Consider the following 25,949-nt stretch of genomic DNA (forward strand, 5'->3'; position numbering starts at 1 on the left):
GTAGGTAATTTTTCAACGGCCTGTTAGCCGAAGGCGTAACCCGCCAACCCTGCCGGACATCGGTGTCCGGTTTACTGAAACAGGTTCAGCCAAAGCGCTGGCGGGTTACGCCGCGGTGCGGAAAACCCGCCCTACACAAACTGAATCAACCGATAACAGTCGCGCCATTCATACAAGGACCTCGCAGATGGACCAGACCGCCATTCCCGCCATCGCTTCGCTGCGCGATACCGAGTCGATCGAACGCATTTCCTTGCCGGATCGCGACATGCCGGCCAGCACCTACGAGCTGCTGCGTCGCAGCGCACGGGAGCATGCCGAGGCCACGGCGCTGACCTTCCTGCTGCAGGGCGATGGCCAGGAACACCCCTGGCAGCTGAGCTACGCCGAGTTGTTCGGCAAGATCACCCAGACCGCCAATGCCTTCCATCGTCTCGGGGTGCGGCCGGACAACGCCGTGTCATTCCTGCTGCCCAATCTGCCGCACACCCACTTCACCCTGTGGGGTGGCGAGGCGGCGGGCATCGTCAATGCGATCAACCCGCTACTGGATGCCGAGCACATCGCCGAGCTGATTCACGCCTCCAATTCCAAAGTGCTGGTGACCCTGGCGCCCTTCCCCGGCACCGACCTGTGGGCCAAGGTCGAGAGCCTGCGTGGCCAGCTGCCGGAGTTGAACGCGGTGATCGTGGTGGACATGGCCAACTATCTGCCCGAACCGCAGCGCAGTGCGCTCAAGGCGCAGCGCGGGCCGCTGCCGGAAGGCGTGCTGGACTTCGACGAGCTGATCGCCCAGTGCCCGGCCGATCACCTGGAAAGCGGCCGCGAAATTCAGGCCGACGACATCGCCAGCTACTTCCACACCGGCGGCACTACCGGCACGCCGAAACTGGCCCCGCATACCCACCGCAACGAAGTGGCGATGGCGATGGTGCTGTCCTATGCGATCAATTTCAGCGAGCGCGACATCACCCTCTGCGGCCTGCCGCTGTTTCACGTCAACGGCGTGATGGTCACCGGCTTGGCGCCCTTCTGCGTCGGCGCCCAGGTGCTGCTCGCCACGCCCCAGGGCTACCGCAGTACGGCCTTGATTCAGAACTTCTGGAAAATTATCGAGCGCTACAAGGTCACGTTCTTCAGCGGTGTGCCGACCATTTATGCCGGGCTGCTGCAAGTGCCGAGCGACGGCCACGACCTGTCCAGTCTGCGCTACGCGCTGTGCGGCGCCACGCCGATGCCGGTGGAACTGATCCGCCAGTTCGAGACCAAGACCGGGGTGAAAATCATCGAGGGCTACGGCCTCACCGAAGGTACCTGCGGCAGTTGCGGCAATCCGCCGGCGGGCGAGCGGCGTGCCGGCTCGATTGGCATCCGTATGCCGTACTGCGAGGTAAAGATCGCCGTACTCGACGAGCAAGGTGGCTATCGGCGCGATGCCCAGCAAAACGAGATCGGCAACCTGTGCCTGCGCGGTATAACCGTATTCAACGGCTATCTGCAGGCCGACAAGAACAAGGGCATCTGGATCGATGGCGACTGGTTCAACACCGGCGATCTGGGGCGCATCGATGCCGATGGCTACATCTGGCTGACCGGGCGCAGCAAGGATCTGATCATCCGCGGCGGCCACAACATCGACCCACAGATGATCGAAGAGGCGCTGCACAAGCATCCGGCGGTGGCCATGGCCGCGGCGGTCGGCAAACCCGACGAGAAAGCCGGCGAGCTACCGGTGGCGTATGTGCAGCTCAAGCCGGGCGCACAGGTCAGCGAGGCGGAACTGATCGCGCATGCCGCGGCGCATGTCGCCGAACCACCCGCGGTGCCCAAGGATGTGTGGATCGTCGAGAGTCTTCCGCTCACCGCAGTCGGCAAGACGTTCAAACCGGCGCTGCGCTTCGATGCCATTCGTCGCACATTCGAAGCGCGCTTGCAGCCACTTGCCGCAGGTATTCGCGTCGAAGTGGTCGCCGATGATTGCTACGGGCAGCTCGCTCGCATATACGTGCCGCAGTTGACTGATGCCCTGCACGCGAGCGTCAAGCAGACGCTTGCCGGCTTCTCGGTGAGAGCGGAAATCATCGCAATCGATTGAGCGCCGCGCGACACGCAAGGCCTGTGGTAAGCCGCGGCCGACCTGGTTTCCGCGGCGCCACCGGCGAGACCGCCGGTCGGTTGGCTTACAGCAAAGGATTGCCGGCTAACTAGTGGCGGAATAACGTCACGGCAGGTACGCGTATTAACGACAGGGAGCGTTTGCGATGCCCGCGGCTAACCGACACCAGTCATTGAACTGTTTCCTGCCATGAAGCCCACTATCTGGCAGGAAAATCTTCAACAGCTCAGCCATGTGCGGCTGTTCAATAAAGTTGCCTCCAGCATCCTTACCCAGCTGCTCAAGGAGTTCCACGCCTGCACGCTGGACAGCGGGGAAGTGCTCCTCACCCCGTTCAATCGCAATCAGCATCTTTATCTGCTCCTCGAAGGCGAGCTCAAGGTCTATCTCGGCTCACTGGATAACCAGCCGATCAGCACGCTGAAGCGTGGCGACTGCGCCGGGGAAATCAGCTTCATCGACAACGATCATCCGTCCGCCTACGTGGTCGCCACCGAAGCTTCCACAGTGCTGCGCCTGCATCGCGAATCGCTGCTCAAGCTGTTCAGCCAATCGCCGCAAATCATGCAAAACCTGCTCGAACTGCTCTGCAATCGGGTGCGCCAGGGCAACCAGATCATTCTCGACAGTGAGCAGAACGCCAATATCGACACCCTGACCGGGTGCTTCAACCGGCGCTGGCTCGAACATGTCTTCGAACGGGAAAACACCCGCTGCGCGTTCAACGAGCAGCCGATGTGCATGCTGATGATCGATGTCGATCACTTCAAGCCGTACAACGACCAGCATGGCCACCTGGCCGGCGACTATGCCCTGTGCCTGGTCGCGCACACCTTGCGCAATCAGCTACGGCCCAAGGACAGCATGGTCCGCTACGGCGGTGAGGAATTCCTCATCGTGCTGCCGGAGCTGGCCGCCGACGAAGCCCGCAGCATCGGCGAGCGCCTGCGCCAGAGCCTCGAGCTAATCCCCAACTTCTACTCGCCGGTCGGCATTTTACCGGGCGTCACGGTATCGATTGGCCTGGCGCAGATGCGTCCCAAAGACAGTCTGCAAAGCCTCATCGCCCGCGCCGACTGCGCGCTCTATCAAGCCAAGCAGCAAGGTCGCAACTGTCTCTCCGGCTGAAACCTGAGCTGGCAGCGGCTGCGCCACGCCGATACTGCGTCGCGTGGTGCTCAAAATCCTCATGAACAGCAGTTCATTGCGGTTTCTGCGCGCCAGGCTCCTTGTCTCGACGCGGCTCGCTCGCTGCCAATCTCAGGTTTTATTCCAGGCAAATACAACAAGCCCATAGGATCTGGCGAGGAGCGCAGCGACGATACCCAGCGTGGCGAATCAGGCGTTCGTTGCTGGCCGTTTCCGCCAGGCCGCCCGCTGCGCTAGAGTCCCGAGTCTAATAACAACAACACGGACGCAATCATGCGCAAACTGCCTATCGCCCTGCTGCTATTGGTCGTCATCGGTCTGGGCGTGTTCTTCAGCCTGCCCAGCGTGCTTGACCGGCGGATGAATACCGTCGAGTCGCCGGCGCCCTATCCCGCCAGTCCGGCGGCCGAACAGCTGCACAAGACCCTGTTTATCGCGGACCTGCACGACGATGCGCTGTTGTGGGAGCGCGATGTGCTCAAGCACTTGAACTATGGACACTCCGATATCCCGCGGATGCTGGACGGAGGGGTCGCCCTGCAGGTGTTTTCCACCGTCACCAAGACCCCGCGTGATCTCAACTACGATCGCAACGCCAGCGACAGCGACAACATCACCCTGCTGATCATGGCCCAGCGCTGGCCGCCAGCGACCTGGGACAGCCTGCTCGAACGGGCGCTGTATCAGAGCCAAAAACTGCACAAGGCTGCAGCCGCCAGTGATGGCCGCCTGGTACTGGTCAACAACCGCCAGGAGCTGCGCGAGTTCATCACCGCCTGGCAACGCGACCCACAGCGCCTGGCCGGGATTCTCGCCACCGAAGGCCTGCACCCGCTGGAAGGCCGCCTGGAGAACGTCGACCGGCTGTACAACGCCGGCTTTCGCATCACCGGCCTGACCCACTTCTTCGACAACGAGGTTGGCGGCTCCGCCCATGGCGTGGATAAAGGTGGTCTGACTCCATTCGGCCGGCGAGTGGTCGCCCGCCTGGAAAAGAAACGCATGCTGATCGACCTCGCCCACGCATCGCGGCCATTGATCGATGACGTGCTGGCCATCGCCACTCGCCCGGTGCTGGTCTCGCACACCGGTGTCGAGGGCACGTGCCCCGGGCCGCGCAACCTCAGCGACGAGCACTTGCGGCGCATCGCCGCCACCGGCGGAGTGATCGGCATCGGCTATTGGGATACCGCGGTGTGCGCCACCTCGGTCGCCGCCATCGTCAAGGCGATCCGTTACACCGCCGACAAGATCGGCGTCGAGCATGTCGGCCTCGGCTCGGACTTCAACGGCACCATCCATGCGCCATTCGACGCCACGGGCCTGGCGCAACTCACCGAAGGCCTGCAGCAGGCCGGCTTCAGTCCCGAGCAGATCGCCGCGATCATGGGCGGCAATGTGCAGCGCCTGCTGCTCGCCGCCCTGCCAGAGGCCTGAATCTCGCCCTAGGCAAGATGCCCGGTGCGCGGCGCTTCGCCGCACTGGCATCTTGCTTTACACTGGCGGCCGTTCATTCCTTAACCAATTGAAGAGATCGCCGTGCTCAAAGCACTCAAGAAAATGTTTGGCAAGGGCGAAGGCGAACAGCCGGCGTCCGCCCCGGTTTCCGGCTCTTCCGCATCTGCTAGCGTCGACAGCAGCGAAACCCGCTCCCGCAAGCCGCGAGCCGACAAGCCGGCCCGCGTGGCCAAGCCACGCGAAGCGACCAGCGAGCTCGAGCAGACGGAGCCTAGCGAATCCGCCCCAGCCGCCAAACCGCGTCGCGAGCGCCTGGCCAAACCGCCGGTCAGCACCTGGAAGCTGGAAGACTTCGCGATCGAACCGCAGGAAGGCAAAACGCGTTTCCACGATTTCCGCCTCGCTCCCGAGTTGATGCATGCCCTGCACGACCTGGGTTTCCCCTACTGCACGCCGATCCAGGCCGGGGTCCTCGGCTTCACCCTCAAGGGCCAGGACGCCATTGGTCGCGCCCAGACCGGCACCGGCAAGACGGCCGCGTTCCTCATTTCGATCATCACCCAGCTGCTGCAAACCCCGCCGCCGAAAGAGCGCTACATGGGCGAGCCGCGTGCACTGATCATCGCGCCAACCCGCGAACTGGTGGTGCAGATCGCCAAAGACGCCGAAACGCTGACCAAGTACACCGGCCTCAACGTGATGAGCTTCGTCGGCGGTATGGATTTCGATAAACAGCTGCGCCAGCTCGAAACGCGCTTCTGCGACATCCTCGTGGCCACGCCTGGCCGTCTGCTCGACTTCAATCAGCGCGGCGAAGTGCACTTGGACATGGTCGAAGTGATGGTCCTCGACGAAGCCGACCGCATGCTCGACATGGGCTTCATCCCGCAGGTTCGGCAGATCATTCGCCAGACCCCGCCGAAGAGCGAGCGCCAGACGCTGCTGTTCTCCGCGACCTTCACCGAAGACGTGATGAACCTCGCCAAGCAATGGACCACCGACCCGGCCATTGTCGAAATCGAGCCGGAAAACGTCGCCAGCGATACCGTCGAACAGCATGTCTATGCGGTCGCCGGCAGCGACAAGTACAAGCTGCTGTACAACCTGATCACCCAGAACGACTGGACCCGGGTAATGGTCTTCGCCAACCGCAAGGATGAAGTGCGGCGCATCGAAGAGCGCCTGGTGCGCGACGGCGTGAGCGCCGCGCAGATGTCTGGCGATGTGCCGCAGCACAAACGAATCAAGACCCTCGAAGGCTTCCGGGAAGGCAAGATTCGCGTGTTGGTGGCCACCGATGTTGCCGGTCGCGGCATCCACATCGACGGCATCAGCCACGTGATCAACTTCACCCTGCCGGAAGTGCCGGACGACTATGTGCACCGCATCGGCCGTACCGGTCGCGCGGGCGCCAGCGGCACCTCGATCAGCTTCGCCGGCGAGGACGATGCCTTCGCCCTGCCGCCGATCGAAGCGCTGCTCGGGCGCAAGATCAACTGCGAGTACCCGTCAGTCGAACTGCTCCAGGCCGTGCCGCACAAGCGCTGATCGGCAAGTGAGAAAGAGAAAAGGCGAAGCCACTGGGCTTCGCCTTTTTTGTTGGGCTGGCGATCATCGGGGTATCGCCAGGCTCAAGCTGTAGGGCGTACTCGCGCAGCAGTACGCCGCGATGTCGGCCCTGACAATTCGGCGGACTGTTCGCTGCGCTCCTGAGCCGCCGGCGCTCCGGTCCGCCCTACGCTGCTGAGCACCGCGATACCCATCGGCATACATTGATGGGTATCGTCGCTGCGCTCCTCGACCCTTCCTACAAATCCATCCATTCTAGGAATAACCGTTAGCGCCAGAATCTCCTATCACCCTGGGCAATGGAGGCCCGTATGACCCTGAAACTCGACGCCCAAGACTTCGCCCGCGCCGTCAGCGCCGGCGTGCTGCAACCCGGCCAAGACCGCACCCTGTTGGAGTTCTTCAGCCAGCAACCAGAGACCCGCGCCAGCTTCCAGCTCGCGCATATCGCCTACTATTTCGGCGCGCTGCTGATCATGGGCGCCATGGGCTGGTTGCTCACCGAAGCCTGGATGGATATCGGCGAACTCGCCCTGCTGGCGATCGCGCTCATCTACATGCTGCTGTTTACCGTCACCGGGGTAAGTCTGTGGAAACGCGGCCAGAGGATTCCCGGCGGCTTGCTCGGCGCCGTGGCGGTCAGCCTGACGCCGCTGGCGGTATTCGCCGTCGAGCGACTGACCGGCTTATGGCCGCTGGACGATGGCCAGCAGGATTTCCACGACTACTACGTCTACGTGCGCGGCGGCTGGCTGGCGATGGAGGTCGCCACCGTACTGGTCGGCCTGCTGATGCTGCGGTTGCTGCCCTTCCCGTTCATCGTCATGCCGATCGCTATAGCGCTGTGGTTCATGTCCATGGACCTCACCGAGCTGGTGTATGGCGGTATCTTCGATTGGGATCAGCGGCGCTGGATCTCCCTGTGGTTCGGCCTAGCCCTGCTGCTGGTCAGCCTGCTGGTGGATGGCCGCAGCCGCCAGGATTTCGCCTTCTGGGGCTACTTCGCCGGCCTGCTGGCGTTCTGGGGCGGATTGAGCCTGATGGACAGCGGCAGCGAGCTGGGCAAAGCACTGTATTGCCTGATCAATCTCGGCCTAATGGCGATTGCGGTGTTGCTACGCCGGCCGCTGTTCATGGTCTTCGGCGCACTCGGCGTGGCCGGCTACCTGGGCCATCTTTCTTACACGGTGTTCCGTGATTCGCTGCTGTTTCCGATTGTGCTGACCCTCATCGGTTTGGCCTTGATTGGCCTCGGACTGGTCTACCAGAAACGTCGGGATGCCCTCACTCAAGGCCTGCGCGCACGTCTGCCCAACAGTTTGCTGAACTATCTGCCGGCCCTGCGTCGTTAACGCACCTAAACCAGGCAGCCGATAACGGGCCAGGTTGCCTGCTTAAACCTGCGCTTCACGCCAAAAAACCGGTGAAGCGCCAGCCTGAAATCGGCAATAAGCCGGTGCAATCACACACCGGTTGTCCCCGATTCATCTGTGCGCCTCTCAAACCCGCCTCGCACTCTGGCAAATTTGCCAATTATTTATCGGAAAACTTTTTCGCGCCGCCAATACTGGCAAATAGTCACCACGCGCAAACTAAGCCTGTTGTCATACGGCCTCCAGCGCAATGGCCATTAATATGAAATTACTTATTCCATTAAATTTTTACCGGTAGCGCCTAGCAAGTCTGACGAACGGTTAGGAACTATCGTTTAAAAAACCCGCTCATAGCCCCGTAACAAGTTTCAACAGCGGCAAACAAAGTGTCATTGCCAAACTTCTGAAGCCAACCTTAGAAGTCCCCAGGATTGGTTACTGAATCTGCTCCAGGTAATAGCACTTTGATAAGGCAGATAGTCTTCTGGATATCTGTAGAAGTTCGGTATCAATGCACCAAAGCAGCACCACAAGCAGGATATACGCGGCATTACGCCCAGTACCGGGCCGCTCTGCCGCTTTTCGGGGCAACTCTCCTAATAACATGCCCAATTTGAGCGCCACAATTCATGGCACTCCAAAATTATTATGCCTGCGCTCGGCCAATTAATATGGAGCCGAGTGCCACCAAGGCGCCGGAAAGTATAAATCCGGCATATTTAGCGGCGTGATAAACGAACAGGTGAATACAATGCGTATTAGCATTTTTGGTCTTGGCTATGTCGGTGCAGTATGTGCCGGTTGCCTCTCTGCACGTGGTCATGATGTGGTCGGCGTGGATATATCCGCGGCCAAGATCGACCTGATCAACAGTGGCAAATCGCCAATCGTTGAACCGGGTCTGGAAGAACTTCTGCAACAGGGTATCGCCAACGGAAAACTGCGCGGCACCACCGATGTCGCCGAGGCGATCCGCGATAGCGAACTGTCGATGCTCTGCGTCGGCACGCCGAGCAAGAAGAACGGCGATCTGGAACTCGATTACATCGAATCGGTATGCCGCCAGATCGGTCTGGTTCTGCGCAGCAAGACCGAACGCCACACCGTCGTGGTGCGCAGCACCGTGTTGCCGGGCACCGTGAAGAACGTGGTAATCCCGATTCTCGAAGACTGCTCGGGCAAGAAAGCCGGGGTCGATTTCGGCGTCGCGGTCAACCCGGAATTCCTCCGTGAAAGCACCGCGATCCAGGACTACGACTTCCCGCCGATGACCGTCATCGGCGAGCTGGATAGCCGTTCGGGCGACGCCCTGGAATCCCTCTACGCAGAACTCGACGCACCGATCATCCGCAAGGACATCGAAGTCGCCGAGATGATCAAGTACACCTGCAACGTCTGGCACGCCACCAAGGTGACCTTCGCCAACGAGATCGGCAACATCGCCAAGGCGGTCGGTGTCGATGGTCGCGAAGTGATGGACGTGGTCTGCCAGGACCACAAGCTCAATCTCTCCAAGTACTACATGCGCCCCGGCTTCGCCTTCGGCGGCTCGTGCCTGCCCAAGGACGTGCGCGCCCTCAACTACCGGGCCAGCCAGCTGGACGTCGAAGCGCCGCTGATCGGCTCGCTGATGCGTAGCAACGTCGCCCAGGTGCAGAACGCTTTCGAGCTGATTTCCAGCCACGACAAGCGCCGCGTCGCCCTGCTCGGCCTGAGCTTCAAGGCCGGCACCGACGACCTGCGCGAAAGCCCGCTGGTAGAGCTGGCCGAGATGCTCATCGGCAAGGGCTTCGACCTGCGCATCTACGATCGCAACGTCGAATACGCCCGGGTCCACGGCGCCAACAAGGACTACATCGAATCGAAGATTCCACATGTGTCGTCCTTACTCGACAGCGATCTGGACGGCGTGATCGAGCGCTCCGACATCATCGTGCTAGGCAATGGCGACGAACGCTTCCGCGCCCTCGCCGATCAGGTGCCGGCCGGCAAACAGATCGTCGATCTGGTCGGTTTCATGGCCCACACCACTCGTAGCGGAAGTGAAGGCATCTGCTGGTAGCAGCCGATGACCGACTAGAAAGACCCCGGTCCGTCGCCTGGCACCGCCAGGCAGCATCGACAGGCCGTTAGTTCCGCCGACGCCCGTGGCGCACCGCAACGCTCGGATCACGCCGGCGGAACCTTGGATTACCTGCCTTATACCTGCGCACAGCCGTAGCCATGTGGGCGCTTATCGCGCCCCACCGCCACAGGTTTGTCCGCATTTGCTGATGGATTGGAGACGAATGGATAGGCTCAAGCAGGCGTTTGCCGAAACTGCCGGATGGCTGTTCTACCTCAGCGTGCTGATGGTGCTCGCCCTGGCATTGCCTCGCACGCTCTTCGACCCGGATTCGAAAGACTTCATCTTGCTAATCGGCGCGGTCGGCATCTGGCGCTATTCCATGGGCGCCGCCCATTTCCTGCGCGGCGTGTTGTTCCTCTACATCGTCTACCCGCACTACCGCCGCAAGGTACGAAAACTCGGCAGGGATGCCGACCCTTCTCACGTATTCCTGATGGTCACCAGCTTTCGCATCGACGCACTGACCACCGCCATGGTCTATCGCTCGGTGATCGAGGAAGCCATCGACTGCGGCTTCCCGACCACCGTGGTGTGCTCGATCGTCGAGCGCTCCGATGAGCTGCTGGTGAAGTCCCTGTGGGCCAAGTACCAACCGCCAGAACGGGTCAAGCTGGACTTCGTGCGCATCGCCGGCACCGGCAAGCGCGATGGTCTGGCCAACGGTTTCCGCGCCATCTCCCGGCACATGCCGGATGAAAACGCTGTGGTCGCGGTTATCGACGGCGACAGCGTGCTCGAGCGGCATACCGTCAAGCGCACCGTGCCGTGGTTCAAGCTGTTCCCGAATGTCGGCGGGCTGACCACCAACGAGTTCTGCGAGGTGCGCGGCAGCTACGTCATGAGCGAATGGCACAAGCTGCGCTTCGCCCAGCGGCACCTGAACATGTGCTCGATGGCCCTCTCCAAGCGGGTGCTGACCATGACCGGGCGCATGTCGGTATTCCGCGCCAGCGTGGTAACCAACCCCGAGTTCATCGCCGATGTCGAAAGCGATCACCTCGAACACTGGCGTCTGGGGCGTTTCCGCTTCCTCACCGGCGACGACAAGTCCAGCTGGTTCAGCCTGATGCGCCTGGGCTACGACACCTTCTACGTGCCGGACGCCGCGATCAACACGGTCGAGCATCCGCCGGAGAAAAGCTTCATCAAGGCCAGCCGCAAGCTGATGTTCCGCTGGTACGGCAACAACCTGCGGCAGAACTCGCGGGCCATGAAACTCGGCCCGAAACGCCTCGGCGCGTTCACCAGCGTGGTGTTGTTCGACCAGCGCGTGTCGATGTGGACCTGCCTGCTCGGCCTGACCGTGGCGATCATCGCCAGCATCAAATACAGCATTGCGTATTTGCTGATCTACCTGCTGTGGATCGGCATCACCCGGTTGGTCCTGACCCTGCTGCTGTCGGTCACCGGCCACCGCATCGGACCGGCCTACCCGGTCATCCTCTATTACAACCAGATCGTCGGCGCCTTGGTGAAGATCTACGTGTTCTTCCGCCTCGACCAGCAGTCCTGGACGCGCCAGCCGACCAAGCTCACCCGCGACCTCGCCAGCTTCCAACGCTGGTTCAACACCTGGTCGTCACGCTCCATGACCTTCTCGGCTGCCAGCGTGTTTATCGCCACGCTGCTGCTCGTGGTCTGAGCCAACCCGAATGGAATTGAGTAGGAAAACCGCCATGAATACAGCTCTGAACGTCAATGTCGTGCATGAATCGGAAACCCAGCGCCAACACGCCCGGGTAAAAATCCCGGCCAAGATCCGCTTTGCCGGACGCAACCGTGAAGTGGTCGAACAGACCCTGCTGGATATCTCTGCCGGTGGCTTCGGCTACGCCGCGCCGAAGATTCCCGTGCAGGTCGGCGACTACCATCGCGGCAAGCTGATGTTCTCCATCGACAACCTCAGCCTGGGCCTGGAAATCGAATTCCAGGTCCGCTCGGTCGACCAGCAGAACGGCCGGATCGGCTGCCAATTCCACAATCTGCAGGGGCGGGAAATCGCCACCCTGCGCCAGTTGATCACCGCGCACCTGTCCGGTGAGCTGGTCAGCGTCGGCGAATTGCTCAGCACCCTGCAGCGCGACAACTTCACCAAACCGCGCAAGGACAAGGCCGGTGGCGGCATGGGCGTGATGTCGCGCCTGCGCGCCGTGACCGTGAGCTTCGGGGTGCTGTTGATCGGCGCCGGCGCTTTCGCCTTCATTAGCAAATCTTTGTACGACGTGTACTTCGTCAGCCACGCCCAGTCGGCGCTGGTCAGCATGCCCGGGATGCAGGTCAGCATGCCGCGCGAAGGCACCGTGCAAAGCCTGATCGGCGCAGACGGCGTAGTCAGCAAGGGCGCGCCGATCGCCACCTTCAGCGCCTCGATGCTGGAAATGCTCAAGGGTCATCTGCAAGACAGCGACCTGCAGCCCGCCAAGCTCGAAGAGCTGTTCGACAAACAAATGAAGGGCACCCTGACCAGCCCGTGCGACTGCACGCTGATACGCCAGGTGGTTGCCGACGGCCAGTACGCCAGCAAGGGCGACGTGATCTTCCAGCTCGCCACGCGCGGCAGCCAGGCAACCATCGAAGCGCGCTTCCCCTACGCCAAATTCAACGACATCCAGCCCGGCACCCGGGTCAGCTTCGTGGTCGCCGGTGATGGCCAGAGCCGCGACGGCAAGATCGTCAGCAGCAGCCTGAACGACAACGCCGCCCTGTCGACCGACGTGCGCGTGCAGATCAAGCCCGACCAGCCGCTGGACAACGCCCTCGCCGGCCGCCCGGTGGAAGTCAGCGCCAGCCGTGGCCCGTCCCTCAACTGGCTGATCGACAAAGCCGTGGCAGCGGGGCTCTAAGCATGACTGCGCAACCGCATTGCCTACTGCTACTCAGCGTCGCCGTAGCCATCGGCCTGACCGGTTGCGCCGGTCTGCCTGACCAACGCCTGGCCCAACAGGCCATGGCCCGTGGCGATACCGCGACCGCCGAGCAGAACTATCAGCAACTCGCCGACCTCGGCTACACCGAGGCGCAGGTCGGCATGGCCGATATCTATGTGGAAAGCGGCGATCCGGCGCAGTTGAACAAAGCCGAAGCCACCTATCGCCAGGCTGCCGAGCAGTCGCCACGCGCCGCCGCGCGCCTCGGCCGCCTGCTGGCCAGCAAACCGGGCGCCAGCGCCGCCGAGCATCAGGAAGCCGAAACGCTGCTCAAGCGCGCCGGAGCCGCCGGTGAGCTGAACACCCTGCTACCGCTGGCCCTGCTCTATCTGCAATACCCGCAGAGCTTTCCGCAGGTGAACGCGCAGCAACAGATCAGCCAGTGGCGCGCCGCCGGCCAGCCGCAGGCGGAGTTGGCGCAAGTGCTGCTGTATCGCAGCCAGGGCACCTACGACCAGCATCTCAACGAAATCGCCACGATCTGTCAGGCCGAGTTGGCGACCAACGATTTCTGCTATGTCGAGCTGGCCACGGTGTTCCAGAAACGTGGCCAGACCGAGCCGCAGAAAGCCTTGATCGAGCGTCTGCATAGCGGCTGGAAGGCTGGCGCGATTGCACCGCAGCGACTCGATTCAGTGGCCGCGGTATTGGCCGACCCAGCTATTGGTACGCCCGATGCGAAAACCGCCCAGGGCCTGCTCGAAGACATCGCCCCGAATTATCCGGCCGCCTGGGTGAGCCTCGCCCGCCTGCTCTACGACAACCCGGAGCTGGGCGACACCGAGCAGTTGATGGGTTATCTGGACAAAGGCCGCACCGCCGCCCAGCCGCGCGCCGACCTGTTGCTCGGCAAGCTGTATTACGAAGGCAAGCTGGTCCCGCAGGACCCGTTCCAAGCCGAGAAATACCTGCTCAAGGCCGCAGCCGCCGGCGAGAGCGCCGCCGACTACTACCTCGGCCAGATCTACCGCCGCGGCTTCCTCGGCCAGGTCTATCCGGACAAAGCCCTGCAGCGCCTGCTGACCTCCGCCCGCGGTGGTCAGCCGAATGCCGACCTGGCCCTGGCCCAGCTGTACAGCCAGGGCCGCGGCATCCAGCCCGACCCGGTCAACGCCTACGTATTCAGCCAGCTCGCGCTGCTGAGCGGCAAACCCGAGGCCACGACCCTCGCCGCGCAGCTCACCGCGCAATTGCCGGCCGCCCAGCGCAGTCGAGCCGACAGCCTGTTGCAGGCTGAACGGCAGTTCCGAGGCACCCAGCCGAGCACTGCGCAAACCGCCGCGGTAGCCGCGGTTATCGATGCCGACGACAGCGCTGAAGACGCGACTCCAGCGCCCAGCTCAGCCGCTTTGAAACCTTGAAGGACGATCTGATGAAACTGATGGACATGCCTATGAAACGCCCCTCCCCGCTCGGTAAGCATTTGCTAGGCAAGAGCGTGCTCGGCAAAACCCTGCTCGGCAGCACGCTGACCTTGCCGCTGCTCGCCAGCTCGGCCTGGGCCGTGCAGATGACCGACGACAGCTGGGGCCTGGATGTGAAGATCACCGCGCAGTCCGAAGACGACCGCGACCTCGGCACCCGCGACGGCGGCGACGTCAACGGCCTGGGCCTCGACGTGCGTCCGTGGGGCTACCTCAAGCGTGGCGACTGGAGTGCCTTCGCCATGGGCCAGGCGGTCACCGCCACCGACATCATCGAAACCGACACCCTGCAATCCGACGATCTCAGCGCCGACGACAGCAGCGACAACGGCCGCCAGCCGGACAAGAGCTACCTGGCGCTGCGCGAGTTCTGGGTCGGCTATTCCGGCCTTACCGCCTACCCCGGCGAAGAACTGCGTTTCGGCCGCCAGCGCCTGCGCAGCGACGACGGCATGTGGCGCGACAGCAACATCGAGGCACTCAACTGGAGCTTCGACACCACCTTGCTGCGCGCCCATCTTGGCGCGGCGCAACGCTTCAGCGAGTACCGCACCGACATCGACGACCTGGCCCCGGAAGACGAGGATCGCCTGCACCTGTTCGGCGATATCGCCACGCAATGGACGCCGGGCCACTGGGCCGGCCTCAACCTGCACCACAGCCGCGACGACGGCAACCTCGACCAGCCCGGTGAAGTCGTCGACCCGCTCGACAAGACCAGCACCGGCGATCTCACCTGGCTCGGCCTACAAGCCAATAGCGACGCCTACAACTCGCGCAACACCCAGCAACTCAACTACTGGGCCAGCGCGACCTGGCTGACCGGCGACCGCGAGCGCCTGACCAGCACCACCATCGGCGACGAGCGGATCGCCACCGGCAAGCAAAGCGGCGACGTCAACGCCTGGGGTACCGACCTTGGTCTGCGCTGGCGCTTCGACCCGAGCTGGCAGGCCGGTGTGGCCTATGCGCGCGGCAGTGGCGGCGGTGGCGATGACGGCGACGAGAACTTCCAGCAGACCGGCCTGGAGAGCAACCGCTCGACCTACACCGGCACCCGATCGCGCGTGCACCGTTTCGGCGAGGCATTCCGCGGCGAGCTGAGCAATCTGCAGAGCGCCACGCTGTTCGGCTCCTGGCAGCTGCGCGACGAGTACGACGCCAGCCTGGTTTACCACCGCTTCTGGCGGGTCGATGGCGACCAGCCGATCGGCGACAGCGGCATCACCGCGGCGATGCCCAACAACGACAAAGACGTGGGTCAGGAAGTCGACCTGATCGTCACCAAATACTTCAAAGAAGGCCTGCTGCCGGCGGCCATGAGCCAGGCGATCGACGAGCCGTCGGCGCTGGTGCGTTTCCGCGGCGGCGTGTTCAAGCCCGGCGACGCCTATGGCAGCCAGGCTGACTCGACGATGCATCGTGCCTTCGTCGACGTGATCTGGCGCTTCTGATGCGGAGGACCGGCGAGATGAAACAGCCCAGTGATAGAGCCAAGACCGCGATGGGTATCGCTGCGCTCGACCCATCCTACGGCGAACAGAGCTGCGCACACCGCCAGCCCTGCTCCCCAAGCCCATCCCGTAGCCCGGATGCAATCCGGGAGGCCGGTAACTCCGTTTCCCGGATTGCATCCGGGCTACCCCGGCCCCTCTCCCCCGGCCCCTCTCCCGCGTGCGTGAGAGGGGAGACAAGCTGCACCGCGCCTGATCCAGCTGGCGCGCATTCATCTATCTCACCGGCAACTCCGATCGGCCCCCTCTCCCATTTATGGGAGAGGGCTGGGGAGAGGGCCCGCATTAGGGAGAAGGCCAGCCTTCGCGAAAGCGCCAGTGCTCAGGCCACCACCCGTAGCCCGGATGCAATCCGAGAGGCCGGCAACTCCGTTTCCCGGATTACATCCGGGCTACCTCAGCCGAGCGGTCGTGGTGCGTCGCTGCTCGCCGCGGCTCTTCTATTGCTAACCGGCAGCACCACCGCTCTGGCCAACCAGCCGAGCGTGGCGCCGGTCGCCGGGGCGACCAAGGAGCTGCGCCAGGCCAAGACTTATACCGTCAACAGCGCTCCGATCAAACCGCTGTACCTGGCGAAGCCGAAGTTGCCGGACCTGTCCGGCTACACCGCCGAAGCGGTGAACGCCAAGCTCGACCGTAGCAAGCGCGGCACTGTGACGGTACGGCGCATGCTCCAGCAGGACGCTCTCAAGGAGTTCGTCGGCGGCAACAACCGCCTGGCCGAATGGGTCAAGCGCCAGCAGAGTATGCCGCAGGCGATCTTCGTCGAAGGTGGTTACGTCAATCTCAGCGAGCTGGCGAAAAAACTGCCCAAGCAGTACTTCAGCGAAACCGCGGAAGGCGTCTATCTGGCGCGCCTGCCGATCGTCGTCGGCCACGATGCGACCCTGCACGTCGATGCCCAGACCCGCGAACTGCGCCTGTCCCAGGAACGCGGCGCGTTTCTGATCAACGACGGCAAGTTGTTCATCACCGACAGCAAACTCAGCGCCTGGCGCGAGGCCGACAACGGCCCGGCGACCCTCCGCGACCCCAAAGAATTCCGCCCGTTCCTGCTGTCCTGGGGCGGCACCGAGACCTACATCGTCAACAGCACGGTGACCAGCTTGGGCTACGACGAGAGCAAGTCCTATGGCCTGAGCATCTCGCAGTACACGCCGAACATGAGCAAGCAGATGGGCCGCAAAGAACCCACCGGCTGGCTGCTCGGCTCGGACTTCATCGACATGTGGTACGGCTTCTACTGCTATGAAGCGCAAGACATCGTGGTCAAGGGCAACACCTACCGCGACAACATCATCTACGGCATCGACCCGCACGATCGCTCGCATCGTCTGATCATCGCCGAGAACACCGTCTACGGGACCAAGAAGAAGCACGGCATCATCGTCTCCCGCGAGGTCAACGACAGCTGGATCTTCAACAACAAGAGCTACGACAACAAGCTCTCCGGCATCGTCATCGACCGTAACAGCGTGAACAACCTGGTCGCCTATAACGACGTGCATGGCAACCAGTCCGACGGCATCACCATTTACGAAAGCTCCAACAACCTGCTGTGGGGCAACCGCGTGGTCGACAACGCGCGTCACGGCATTCGCCTGCGCAACAGCGTGAACATCCGCCTGTACGAGAACCTCGCCGCCCACAACAAGCTGGTCGGCGTTTACGGGCACACCAAAGACCTTTCCGACACCGACCGCAACATCGACCTCGACCCCTTCGACACCAAGGTGTCGATGATCGTGGTCGGCGGCCAGCTCGCCGGCAACGGCACCAGCCCACTGGCCATCGACTCACCGCTGTCGGTGGAGCTGTACCAGGTGGACATGCTGATGCCGAGCAAGGCCTCAGGCATCACCTTCAGCGGCATTCTCGGCGAGCGCCAGGAAGAGATTCTCGACCTGCTGGTGCGCCAGAACAAAGCCGTGCTGATCGACCCGGTGGAAAGCCAGGCAGAGCTCCAGAACTGAGGACCCCATGATGAAAAAACACCTGAAACTGCGCAGCTGGATCGCTCTGTCGCCCATCGCCCTGGCCCTGGCCGCCGCAGGCCAAGTGCGCGCCGAAGATCTGCCCGCCGCGCCGAACTTTCAGGCCGCGCCATGCTGCCAGCTATGCCCGGCGGTGCATGACGCCAGCCGCTACACCACCGACTACCAGAAGAACTTCATCACCCTGGTACAGGCCCAGGGCGACTGGCTGTTCCGCAGCCAGGAAGACCTGCGCACCGAGTTCGACACCAGCGCCATCGGCTACCAGCGCATGCAGCAGCTGCACGACGCCTTCGCACGGCGCGGCATCGAGCTGGTACTGGTCTACCAGCCGACCCGCGGCCTGGTGAACCGCGACAAACTCAACCCGGCGGAGAAGGCGCGCTTCGATTACCAGCGCGCACGCGGCAACTACCAGGCCATGCTCGGGCGCTTCGAGAAGATGGGCTACAACGTCCCGGACCTCTCGCCACTGACCGACGAGCACGCCGAGCAGGCCTTCTACTTCCGCGGCGACCAGCACTGGACGCCCTACGGCGCGCAGCGCACCGCGCAGATCGTGGCCGAAACCGTGCATCAGATGCCCGCGTTCAAGGACATTCCGCGCCGCGAATTCGTCAGCAAGGTGATCGGCCGGATGGGCAAACGCGGCACCCTGCACAACGTCGCCGGGCAGCTCTGCGGCACCAGCTACGCCACCGAATACATCAACCAGTTCGCCACCGAACCGAAGGATTCCAGCGGCAGCGACGACATGTTCGGCGACGGCGGCAATCCCGAGATCGTCCTGGTCGGCACCAGCCACAGTGGCCAGAACTACAACTTCGCCGGCTTCCTGCAGGAAAGCATCGGCGCCGATGTACTCAACGTGGCCTTCCCCGGCGGCGGCCTGGAAGGCTCGATGATCGAGTACCTGAGCAGCCCGGAGTTCCGCGACAACCCGCCGAAGATCCTCATCTGGGAGTTCTCGCCGCTCTACAACCTCGATCAGGAAACCATCTACCGCCAGTTGTTCGCCCTGCTCGACGATGGCTGCGACAGCAAGCCGGTGGTGCTCGCCAATAAGACCCAGCTGCGCCCGGGCAGCCAGGAGGTACTGATCAATAGCGGCGCCAAGACAATCGCCAACCGCAACGGGCGCATCGAGCTGGACTTCGCCGACACCTCGGTGAAAACCGTCAAGGCCAAGCTCTGGTACCTCAACGGCCGTCACGAGTCGCTGAAACTGGAGAAGCCGACGACCGCCGACACCAACGGCCGCTTCGTATTCAACCTGCGCGAGGACAAGGACTGGGCCGGCCAGAACCTGCTGGCCATGGAAATCGAAGGTCCGGAAGCCGGCGGTCAGCCGCTCGAAGTCGAGGCCAAGCTCTGTCAACGCAAAACCGCCGGCAATGACGTGGCCGGACTGTGAGGTTACCCATGACTAGCAGACCGTTGAAAAATGTAGGCGAGGCAGCCGAGACAAGGCAAAAACGGCCGAAAAAGCGCAGTTTACGTGCTGTAAATGAGCATTTTGAGGCCGTTTTTAACGCCGTATCGGCAACGCAGGTAATTTTTAAACGGCCTGCTATATCCCCGCTATTGCTGCCGGCCCTGCTCGGCCTATCGCTGCTCGCCGGCGCCGTCCAGGCTGCCGGTCTGAAGCCGCCGCAAGGCTATTACGCGGCAATCGAGAAAGTCGCCTCTGGCGAGCCGCAGAAATGCTCGGCGGCACCGACGCCGTATACCGCCAAGCTGGTGTTCCGCAGCAAATACGAGGGCTCGGACTCGGCCCGCGCCACGCTCAATCGGGAGTCCGAGAAGGCATTCCGCGAGAAGACCGAGGACATCACCACACTCGAACGCGGCATCAGCAAACAGGTGATGCGCTACATGCGCGACGGCCAGCAGCAGGACTTGCAGTGCACCATCCAGTGGCTGAGCGCCTGGGCGCAAGCCGATGCGCTGCTGTCCACCGACTACAACCACACCGGCAAATCGATGCGCAAATGGGCACTGGGCAGTTTGTCGTCGGCCTGGCTGCGTCTGAAGTTCAGCGAATCGCAGCCGCTCGCACCCTATGCACAGCAGAGCCAGCTGATCGAGTCGTGGTTCGCCAAGCTCGCCGAACAGACGGTGAAGGACTGGAGCAACCTGCCGCTCAAGCAGATCAACAACCACTCCTACTGGGCCGCCTGGTCGGTGATGGCCACCGCGGTAGTGACTGATCGCCGCGACCTGTTCGACTGGTCGGTGCAGCAGTTCCAGGTGGCGGCCGGCCAGGTCGACGCAGGCGGTTACCTGCCCAACGAGATGAAACGCGAGCAGCGCGCGCTGGCTTATCACAACTATGCCCTGCCGCCGCTGGCGATGATCGCCGCGTTCGCCCAAGCCAACGGCGTGGACCTGCGTGAAGACCACGACCATGCGCTACGCCGCCTGGCCGAACGGGTCATGGCCGGGGTCGACGACCCGGATGAGTTCGCAGACAAGAGCGGCGAAGACCAGGACATGACCGACTTGAAGAAAGACTCCAAGTTCTCCTGGCTGGAGCCCTATTGCACCTTGTACCGCTGCAGCGCCGAGACGCTGAAGTGGAAGCAGTCGATGCAACCGTTCAAAACCTTCCGCCTCGGTGGCGACGTGACCCGGGTGTTCGATCCCAAAGCGGAGGCGAAGAAAGGTTGAGGCCTCGTAATCCGTAGCGGCGTAGCCCGGATGAAATCCGGGGGGAGTTTCGACCGCGGCCTGTGATGGGTATCGCTGCGCTCGACCCATCCTACTGACGACGAAGCGCCGTAGCCGCGTAGCCCGGATGCAATCCGGGGCATGAACGATCGGCCTCCCCGGATTGCATCCGGGCTACAGAGGCCACCTGCAACACCCCCGACTCGCACACCAGATGCGGGCGGGCGCAACACCTTGTTTGCAGCACCGGGGAGGAATAGGTGGGCCGTATGGCCCGGACAATTCTTCGATGGAGAAACGCGGATGGTTTTCTCATCCAACGTGTTCCTGTTCATGTTCCTGCCGATCTTCCTCGGCTTGTACTACTTGAGCGGCAACCGCTACCGCAACCTGCTCCTGCTGGTTGCCAGTTACATCTTTTACGCCTGGTGGCGGATCGACTACCTCGCCCTGTTCATCGGGGTGACGCTGTTCAACTACTGGATTGGCTTGCGAGTCGGTGCTGCCGGAGTGCGCACGCCGCTGGCCAAGCGCTGGCTGATCCTCGGCGTGAGCGTCGACTTGGCCATTCTCGGCTACTTCAAGTACACCAACTTCGGCGTCGACAGCCTCAACGCGATCATCGCCTCGTTCGGCCTTGAGCCGTTCATCATCACCCACATCCTGTTGCCGATCGGTATCTCGTTCTACATCTTCGAGTCGATCAGCTACATCATCGACGTGTACCGCGGCGACACCCCGGCGACCCACAACCTGATCGATTTCGCCGCCTTCGTGGCGATCTTCCCGCACTTGATCGCCGGCCCGGTGCTGCGCTTCAAGGACCTGGTCGACCAGTTCAACCATCGCACCCATACCCTCGACAAGTTCTCCGAGGGCTGCACGCGCTTCATGCAGGGCTTCATCAAGAAGGTCTTCATCGCCGACACCCTGGCGATCGTCGCCGACCACTGCTTCGCCCTGGAAAACCCCAGTACCGGCGACGCCTGGCTCGGCGCCCTGGCCTACACCGCGCAGCTGTACTTCGACTTCTCCGGCTACAGCGACATGGCCATCGGCCTCGGCCTGATGATGGGCTTCCGCTTCATGGAGAACTTCAAGCAGCCGTACATCAGCCAGTCGATCACCGAGTTCTGGCGGCGCTGGCACATCAGCCTGTCGACCTGGCTGCGTGACTACCTGTACATCAGCCTCGGCGGCAATCGCGGCGGCACGCTCGCCACCTACCGCAACCTGTTCCTGACCATGCTGCTCGGCGGTCTGTGGCACGGCGCCAACATCACCTACGTGATCTGGGGCGCCTGGCACGGCATGTGGCTGGCCATCGAACGTGCCCTCGGCGTCAACGCCGCGACGCGCAGCTTCAACCCGCTGAAGTGGGCGGCGACCTTCCTGCTGGTGGTGATCGGCTGGGTGATCTTCCGCGCCGAGAACCTGGACGTGGCGATGCGCATGTACCAGGCGATGTTCAGTTTCGGTGATTGGCAGCTCTCCGAGCTCGGCCGCGCCGACCTGACCACCCTGCAGATCGCCACCCTGGTCATCGCCTACGCCACCCTCGCGGTATGTGGTCTGTACGACTTCTATCGCCACCCGCTGGACGGCAGCGCGCCGAAAGCGGCGGCCACCAAAACGCCGGCTGGTGAATCCGGCTTGCTCACCGACGCTCCCGGCGAGCTGCACGTCAGCGCCGGCGGTGCGGTGGTGGCGTCGAGCGCGGCCAGCATCGACTGGACCCGCTACCTGCTGCGCGGCCTGATCCTGCTGCTGTTCTGCGCCTCGCTGCTGAAGCTCTCGGCGCAGAGCTATTCGCCCTTCCTGTACTTCCAATTCTGAGGACCGCTGCCATGACCCGTTCCCTGCGCATCCTCTATATCGCCCTGTTCCTCGGCCTGTTGCTGGTGCTCGGCGGCCTGTCGCTGCGCGCCTTCCACGGCTACAGCGTGCCTCCGGGCACCAGCGTGCTCGATGGCAAGCTGAGCAAGGCGCTGGAGACTCGTTACGACGAAGAATTCCCGCTCAAACGCCTGGGTACCAACCTCTGGGCCGCGCTGGATTTCACCCTGTTCGATGAAGGCCGTCCCGGCGTGGTGTTGGGTCGCCAGAACTGGCTGTTCAGCGACGAGGAGTTCAAGCCGATCGCCAAGGCCGAGCAGCACATCGACGACAACCTGCAGCTGATCGAGGGCGTGCGCCATGCCCTTGAGCGTCAGCAGGTGAAACTGGTGTTGGCGATCATCCCGTCCAAGGCCCGCCTGTATCCGGAGTACCTCGCCGAGCAACAGCCGGCCAGCCTGCAGCGCGATCTCTATCAACGCTTCCACGCGAGCATGGACAACGCCGGCATCGTCGCTCCCGACCTGCTCGCCACATTGCAGAAGGAAAAAGGCAACGGCGCGCTGTTCCTGCGCACCGACACCCACTGGACGCCACACGGCGCCGAAGTGGTGGCCCAGCAACTCGGCCTGAGCGTGCAGCGCCATACGCCTCTGGACATCGAGCCGCAGCGCTTCGTCACCGAGTTCGGTGCCAGCAAACGCCATCAGGGTGACCTGCTGACCTTCCTGCCGCTCGATCCGCTATTCAGCGAATTGCTGCCGCCGGCCGATCGCCTGCAACAGCGCAGCACCCGCGCCGTCGACGCCCAACCAAGCAGCGCCGACGCGCTGTTCAGCGAAGAGCAAGTGCCGGTCGCGCTGGTCGGCACCAGCTACAGCGCCAACCCCAACTGGAACTTCCTCGGCGCGCTGCGCCAGGCGCTGGGCAGCGACATCGTCAACTTCGCCGAGGACGGTCACGGACCGCTGCAACCGATGCTCAGCTACCTGCAAAGCACCGAATTCAAGGATGCGCCGCCGCAGTTGGTGATCTGGGAATTCCCCGAACGCTACCTGCCGATGGCGACCGACCTGAGCCAGTTCGATCCGCAGTGGATCGCCCAGCTCAAAGCTTCCGCACCAATAAACGAACGCCTGGCCAGCACGGCCGACCGATAAGAGCTAATGGAGAACATGACCATGAAAGCGACTCGTACCCTGCACCGCAAAACCATCGCCACCACCGGCGCCCTGCTGCTCGCCGGGCTGTTCAGCTGGCAGGCTCAGGCCGCCGGCGACGCCGCCCTGTACGGCCCGGCCGCACCGAAAGGCTCAAGCTTCGTGCGCCTGTACAACGCTGGCAGTCAGGAAGTCAGCGCCAACGTTGGCAATACCAGGCTCGACGATGTCGGCCCGCAAGGTAGCAGCGATTTCAGCTTCCTGCCCGGCGGCAGCTACAGCGCCCAGGTCGGCAGCCAGACCGTGCCCGTCAAACTCGGCCCAGACCGCTACTACACCCTGGTCAATCTGCCCGGCGACAAGCCGCAGCTGGTCGAAGAGCCGCCGTTCAAGAACAAGCAAAAAGCCCTGCTGCGCGTACAGAACCTCAGCGACACCAAGCTCACCCTGAAGACTGCCGACGGCAAAACCCCGGTCGTCGAGGGCGTCGCCCCGAACAGCCATGGCGACCGCGAGATCAACCCGGTCAAGGTCAACCTGGCGCTGTTCGACGGCGACAAGAAGGTCAGCGACCTGAAACCGGTGGCCCTGGCCCGCGGCGAAGCGGCGTGCCTGTACGTCACCGGCAGCGCCGGCAAGCTCGCCTCGGTGTGGGTCAAGCGCCCCGCCGCAGCGAACTGAGGACAACCGAAGGGCTTACAAGCTACGCAAATCAGTCCCCTCTCCCTTCTGGGAGAGGGTTAGGGAGAGGGCAACGGCCTCCGCAACTCTTGACGCCCCTGCCCTCTCCCCCGGCCCCTCTCCCGTTGCACGGGAGAGGGGAGCAAAGCACGACAGCGTGAACTTAACCGTCCGCATGTATTCAACCCTCTCCCCAAAGGGGCGAGGGAATGAAAAGAAACAACAACGCCGCCCCGCCGGAACACCGTACGGGGCGCTAGAAACGCAGCGAAAAATCTCACGGAAACTCAGGAGAAACACCATGATCCCAGTCATTCTTTCAGGTGGTAGCGGCTCACGACTCTGGCCCCTTTCGCGCAAGCAGTTCCCCAAGCAATTCCTCGCCCTGACCGGCGACCACACCTTGCTCCAGCAAACCCTCGAGCGCCTGACGTTCGAGGGCATGCAAGCGCCGGTAGTGGTCTGCAACAAAGACCATCGCTTCATCGTCCAGGAGCAACTCGAGGCCCTGAAGCTGGCCACCCAGGCGATCCTGCTCGAACCGTTCGGCCGCAATACCGCGCCGGCGGTGGCGATTGCCGCCATGCAACTGCTTAACGAAGGCCGCGACGAGTTGCTGCTGGTGCTACCCGCCGACCACGTGCTGGATGACCAGAAAGCCTTCCAACGCGCCCTGGCCCTGGCCACCATCGCCGCCGAAGCCGGTGAAATGGTGCTGTTCGGCGTGCCGGCGAGCAAACCGGAAACCGGCTACGGCTACATCAAGGCGAACGCCGACGCCGGCCTGCCCGATGGCGTCAACCGGGTCGCCCAGTTCGTCGAGAAACCCGACGAACAACGCGCCGCGCAGTTCGTCGCTTCCGGCGATTACTTCTGGAACAGCGGCATGTTCCTGTTCCGCGCCAGCCGCTTCCTTGACGAGTTGAAGAAGCACGATCCGGATATCTACGACACCTGCCTGCTGGCCCTGGAGCGCAGCGCTCGCGAAGGCGACAACATCGACATCGACGAAGCCACCTTCGCCTGCTGCCCGGACAACTCCATCGACTACGCGGTGATGGAAAAAACCTCGCGCGCCTGCGTGGTGCCGCTGGATGCCGGTTGGAGCGATGTCGGTTGCTGGTCGTCGCTCTGGGACGTGCATGAGAAAGACGCCGACGGCAACGTCACCAAGGGCGACGTGGTGGTGCAGGACAGCCACAACTGCCTGGTGCACGGCAACGGCAAGCTGGTCTCGGTAATCGGTCTGGAAAACATCGTCGTCGTGGAAACCAAGGACGCCATGATGATCGCCCACAAAGACCGCGTGCAGGAGGTCAAGCAGCTGGTCAACACCCTCAACAAGCAGGGCCGCAGCGAAACCCAGAACCACTGCGAGGTGTACCGGCCGTGGGGTTCCTACGACTCGGTGGACATGGGTGGGCGCTTCCAGGTCAAGCGCATCTCGGTCAAACCCGGCGCCCAGCTCTCCCTGCAGATGCACCACCACCGTGCCGAGCACTGGATCGTGGTCTCCGGCACCGCGCAGGTCACCTGTGACGACAAGACCTTCCTGCTCACCGAGAATCAATCGACCTACATCCCCATTGCCTCGGTGCACCGCCTGGCCAACCCCGGCAGGATTCCCCTGGAGCTCATCGAGGTACAGTCCGGCAGCTACCTCGGCGAAGACGATATCGAACGTCTGGAAGACGTCTACGGGCGTACCGCCGAAGTGCGCAACGTCAGTCACGCGCGTTAATTAAAAAGATATCCCGCGCCCCTCTCCCGCTCTGGGAGAGGGCTTTTGAACAGGGCATGTTATTGACGCCAAGTTCAAGTCACACCTTAACCAGTTACTTGTACTTTCCGCCTCGATTCAAAATTCCAATTTGCGATATCAGCTAGATATTAATTGCAAATAATTACACCACATTATTGGAACTCTCTTTACTGCTAGCCCCTCTCACA

Annotated in this window: 17 protein-coding genes; all 17 read left to right on the plus strand. The window is 62.7% G+C overall.

Annotation, left to right across the window (positions count from 1 at the left end):
* Positions 1-187 precede the first annotated feature (187 nt).
* Positions 188-2,095 carry an acyl-CoA synthetase gene (locus NVV93_RS14745; protein ID WP_258251382.1) on the plus strand — a complete coding sequence of 636 codons (1,908 nt, stop codon included), beginning with the start codon at positions 188-190 and terminating at the stop codon, positions 2,093-2,095.
* 210 nt (positions 2,096-2,305) lie between these two features.
* Positions 2,306-3,244 (plus strand): GGDEF domain-containing protein, encoded by a 939-nt coding sequence (locus tag NVV93_RS14750; protein WP_258251383.1) that lies wholly within the window; start codon positions 2,306-2,308, stop codon positions 3,242-3,244.
* Positions 3,245-3,538: 294 nt separating this feature from the next.
* Complete coding sequence (locus NVV93_RS14755) at positions 3,539-4,702, plus strand: dipeptidase (RefSeq protein ID WP_258251384.1); 1,164 nt, start codon at positions 3,539-3,541, stop codon at positions 4,700-4,702.
* A gap of 102 nt (positions 4,703-4,804) precedes the next feature.
* The gene (gene rhlB, locus NVV93_RS14760; RefSeq protein ID WP_258251385.1) at positions 4,805-6,271 is read left to right on the plus strand and encodes an ATP-dependent RNA helicase RhlB; all 1,467 of its coding nucleotides are present in this window, start codon (positions 4,805-4,807) and stop codon (positions 6,269-6,271) included.
* Positions 6,272-6,603: 332 nt separating this feature from the next.
* Entirely contained in the window at positions 6,604-7,644 is a 1,041-nt protein-coding gene (locus NVV93_RS14765; protein ID WP_258251386.1) for a DUF2157 domain-containing protein, read from the plus strand.
* A 772-nt stretch (positions 7,645-8,416) separates the two neighbouring features.
* Positions 8,417-9,727, plus strand: a complete 1,311-nt coding sequence (gene algD / locus NVV93_RS14770; protein ID WP_258251387.1) for a GDP-mannose 6-dehydrogenase — start codon at positions 8,417-8,419, stop codon at positions 9,725-9,727.
* 226 nt (positions 9,728-9,953) lie between these two features.
* Positions 9,954-11,435 carry a mannuronan synthase gene (alg8, locus tag NVV93_RS14775; RefSeq protein WP_258251388.1) on the plus strand — a complete coding sequence of 494 codons (1,482 nt, stop codon included), beginning with the start codon at positions 9,954-9,956 and terminating at the stop codon, positions 11,433-11,435.
* Between the two features lie 34 nt (positions 11,436-11,469).
* A complete protein-coding gene (locus NVV93_RS14780; RefSeq protein WP_258251389.1) occupies positions 11,470-12,636 on the plus strand; it encodes an alginate biosynthesis protein Alg44 in 1,167 nt (388 codons plus the stop codon).
* Between the two features lie 2 nt (positions 12,637-12,638).
* Positions 12,639-14,081 (plus strand): alginate biosynthesis TPR repeat lipoprotein AlgK, encoded by a 1,443-nt coding sequence (gene algK, locus NVV93_RS14785; protein ID WP_258251390.1) that lies wholly within the window; start codon positions 12,639-12,641, stop codon positions 14,079-14,081.
* Between the two features lie 32 nt (positions 14,082-14,113).
* Positions 14,114-15,598, plus strand: coding sequence for an alginate export family protein (locus NVV93_RS14790; protein ID WP_258251391.1), 1,485 nt, complete (start codon positions 14,114-14,116; stop codon positions 15,596-15,598).
* Between the two features lie 440 nt (positions 15,599-16,038).
* Positions 16,039-17,631: a mannuronan 5-epimerase AlgG gene (algG, locus tag NVV93_RS14795; RefSeq protein ID WP_375162930.1), complete on the plus strand. Its 1,593-nt coding sequence runs from the start codon at positions 16,039-16,041 to the stop codon at positions 17,629-17,631.
* Between the two features lie 7 nt (positions 17,632-17,638).
* Complete coding sequence (locus tag NVV93_RS14800) at positions 17,639-19,066, plus strand: alginate O-acetyltransferase (RefSeq protein ID WP_375162892.1); 1,428 nt, start codon at positions 17,639-17,641, stop codon at positions 19,064-19,066.
* A 170-nt stretch (positions 19,067-19,236) separates the two neighbouring features.
* Positions 19,237-20,322: a mannuronate-specific alginate lyase gene (locus NVV93_RS14805; protein WP_309137377.1), complete on the plus strand. Its 1,086-nt coding sequence runs from the start codon at positions 19,237-19,239 to the stop codon at positions 20,320-20,322.
* Positions 20,323-20,625: 303 nt separating this feature from the next.
* On the plus strand, positions 20,626-22,158 hold the full coding sequence (locus NVV93_RS14810) for an MBOAT family protein (protein ID WP_258251394.1): 1,533 nt from the start codon (positions 20,626-20,628) through the stop codon (positions 22,156-22,158).
* A gap of 11 nt (positions 22,159-22,169) precedes the next feature.
* Entirely contained in the window at positions 22,170-23,318 is a 1,149-nt protein-coding gene (locus NVV93_RS14815) for an alginate O-acetyltransferase (RefSeq protein WP_258251395.1), read from the plus strand.
* A 15-nt stretch (positions 23,319-23,333) separates the two neighbouring features.
* On the plus strand, positions 23,334-23,999 hold the full coding sequence (locus tag NVV93_RS14820) for an alginate O-acetyltransferase AlgF (RefSeq protein WP_375162893.1): 666 nt from the start codon (positions 23,334-23,336) through the stop codon (positions 23,997-23,999).
* A 301-nt stretch (positions 24,000-24,300) separates the two neighbouring features.
* Entirely contained in the window at positions 24,301-25,740 is a 1,440-nt protein-coding gene (locus tag NVV93_RS14825) for a mannose-1-phosphate guanylyltransferase/mannose-6-phosphate isomerase (protein ID WP_258251397.1), read from the plus strand.
* The last annotated feature ends 209 nt before the right edge of the window (positions 25,741-25,949 follow it).

Source organism: Pseudomonas sp. LS44 (assembly GCF_024730785.1).
Classification (GTDB): domain Bacteria; phylum Pseudomonadota; class Gammaproteobacteria; order Pseudomonadales; family Pseudomonadaceae; genus Aquipseudomonas.

Excerpts from the sequence above, each read along its gene's own strand:
- NVV93_RS14745 (WP_258251382.1), top strand. The coding sequence starts at position 188 with ATGGACCAGACCGCCATTCCCGCCATCGCTTCGCTGCGCGATACCGAG.
- NVV93_RS14750 (WP_258251383.1), top strand. The coding sequence starts at position 2,306 with ATGAAGCCCACTATCTGGCAGGAAAATCTTCAACAGCTCAGCCATGTG.
- NVV93_RS14755 (WP_258251384.1), top strand. The coding sequence starts at position 3,539 with ATGCGCAAACTGCCTATCGCCCTGCTGCTATTGGTCGTCATCGGTCTG.
- NVV93_RS14765 (WP_258251386.1), top strand. The coding sequence starts at position 6,604 with ATGACCCTGAAACTCGACGCCCAAGACTTCGCCCGCGCCGTCAGCGCC.
- algD (WP_258251387.1), top strand. The coding sequence starts at position 8,417 with ATGCGTATTAGCATTTTTGGTCTTGGCTATGTCGGTGCAGTATGTGCC.
- alg8 (WP_258251388.1), top strand. The coding sequence starts at position 9,954 with ATGGATAGGCTCAAGCAGGCGTTTGCCGAAACTGCCGGATGGCTGTTC.
- NVV93_RS14780 (WP_258251389.1), top strand. The coding sequence starts at position 11,470 with ATGAATACAGCTCTGAACGTCAATGTCGTGCATGAATCGGAAACCCAG.
- algK (WP_258251390.1), top strand. The coding sequence starts at position 12,639 with ATGACTGCGCAACCGCATTGCCTACTGCTACTCAGCGTCGCCGTAGCC.
- NVV93_RS14790 (WP_258251391.1), top strand. The coding sequence starts at position 14,114 with ATGAAACGCCCCTCCCCGCTCGGTAAGCATTTGCTAGGCAAGAGCGTG.
- NVV93_RS14800 (WP_375162892.1), top strand. The coding sequence starts at position 17,639 with ATGATGAAAAAACACCTGAAACTGCGCAGCTGGATCGCTCTGTCGCCC.
- NVV93_RS14810 (WP_258251394.1), top strand. The coding sequence starts at position 20,626 with ATGGTTTTCTCATCCAACGTGTTCCTGTTCATGTTCCTGCCGATCTTC.
- NVV93_RS14815 (WP_258251395.1), top strand. The coding sequence starts at position 22,170 with ATGACCCGTTCCCTGCGCATCCTCTATATCGCCCTGTTCCTCGGCCTG.
- NVV93_RS14820 (WP_375162893.1), top strand. The coding sequence starts at position 23,334 with ATGACCATGAAAGCGACTCGTACCCTGCACCGCAAAACCATCGCCACC.
- NVV93_RS14825 (WP_258251397.1), top strand. The coding sequence starts at position 24,301 with ATGATCCCAGTCATTCTTTCAGGTGGTAGCGGCTCACGACTCTGGCCC.